Genomic DNA, 2,014 nt, shown 5'->3' with positions numbered 1-2,014 from the left:
ATATATTAGAACCTAGTCTTATTCATAGATGATTCATTGTTACATATGATAGATTCATTTCTGTATTACTAGAACAATCTAAAGGTGATCTACCAATTTGATTAGAACCTCAACTATCTGTTATTATTCGAGTTAATAATGAAGCTCATTGAGAGTATTCACAAAAATTATTAGATCATTTAAAGGCTAATGGAGTTAGAGTTAAACTAGATAATTCTGATGAAAGACTAGGAAATAAAATTAGATTGCACCAAACTTCTAAGGTAAAAACACAAATTGTTATCGTTTATGAAGAGGTAAATAACAATAAAGTTACATTTAGATTCTATGGAAAAGAAGAATCTACAACAGTTTCATTTGATGAAATAATTAATATATATAAATAATTTTCAAATGTTAGTGCTTAATAAACACTAGCATTTTTCTATGCCCTTAAAAAAAGTTCAATAAACTCGTAAAAAATTATAAAAAAAATTAAAAAAAGTATAAATAAAGGTGAAAGGCACTATTATATAGTACAGTCATTCACCAAAAATACATTTTAGATCTAGTCAAAAATAAATTTAAATTTTTATAAACAAAAAATAAAATTTAATGTAAAATAATTATTGAGAAACATCCTCAAAGGTATTTTTTGATCTGATATAAAATTCAATTTCGAAATATCAAAAAAAAAAAAAAAATTTTAAAAAGCTCTGAAAATTTTGAATATATAAGTGAGGAAAGATACAGGCAATACGTTCTAGGAATTTAAAAATTTGCCATTATGCAAAGGTATAAAATTACGAAAACCCTTAACATAAAAAAGAACTTAATTTAAAATCAACAATCTTTACGATAACGTAATGATGCTTTAAAAACAAAATATTAAAAAAAATTTTAAAAATTTTTTCTTTTCCAAAAATCATTAAAAGTGTTGTTATAAGTAAATGAAATTAAAACATCAAAAATAAATTTAACTAAATTAGAAAATTTTTTAAAAAAAAAGAATCAAAAAATATTATTATGTGTTATCTTTATTTTAGAGGCAACATTGTCTCGAGAGGTTTATATTCAGAGAGTTCTATTTTTAACAGAAGATACTCCAAGAATTGTAATTGAGTTTAAGTTAGTAAGTTTTGGTAGATCTTATAACCTGGATATATATCTCGGTCTGATAAATGAAATTTAGACAGTCGTCATTTATTTAAAGCTATCTTCGGGTGGCTAAGATTGAGTTTTAGAAATTTATTAAATCTGTTTTCAAAATGAGAACTAGTAAGTTATTTATTAAGTTTCAAAAATAATCAACGCTAAATATCGATTCGGTAATTGCGTTGAATACTGTAAAAATAAATTGGTTATGGGTTCCAATAAAAAAACCCACAATTTATAAAGTGTTGAATGCAATGCATTCGGGGGTTAGAATTCCCCCTTAAAAAAATTCAAAGGAATAAATTTAAATACGTAAACAACCTATCGAAGAATTCTCCAGAGAATTATTTCGATAAATTCCAAAAGCATTGATTAAAGTCAATATGCTTTAAAAAAACAAAATTTACAAACATAGATATACCAAACTAATCTTAAAGTAAAATAATAGGATGGGTTACCTATTAAAAAAGAACCCACATTTTATAAATTGTAGACAGGGGTTAGAATTCCCCTTTAACAAAAATTTACAAATTCAATATACACACTTAAAGTCAACAGACTTTAAGATACAAAATCCAAACATAGCTATACCATACACCATAGTTATGTAATAGGCTAGGGTTCCCTATAAAAAAAGAACCCACATTTTATAAAGTGTTGAATGCATTGCATTCGGGGGTTAGAATTCCCCCTTAAAAAAAATTCCAAGGTATAAATTTTTATACTTATTTATACCTATCGAAGTATTCTTCAATGCTTTCTTTCGATGAATTCCAAACTTTGATTATAGTCGAATGACTTAAAACTTAAAGGTAACTATACCAAACTAAATAGTTATTCTATATAGGTAAGGGTTCCCTATTAAAAAAGAACCCACATT

1 pseudogene is annotated in these 2,014 nt (G+C 25.1%); it reads left to right on the top strand.

The window, feature by feature from the left end:
- Positions 1-164: 164 nt before the first annotated feature.
- Positions 165-386, top strand: a pseudogene (locus ACK5M9_RS03485) (His/Gly/Thr/Pro-type tRNA ligase C-terminal domain-containing protein); the annotation flags it as partial.
- Positions 387-2,014: the final 1,628 nt, after the last annotated feature.

Origin of the sequence: Mycobacterium sp., assembly GCF_047975165.1 — a bacterium.
Classification (GTDB): domain Bacteria; phylum Actinomycetota; class Actinomycetes; order Mycobacteriales; family Mycobacteriaceae; genus Mycobacterium.
The sequence above is the reverse complement of the archived record's forward strand: the minus strand, read 5'-3'. Positions and strand labels throughout refer to the sequence as shown.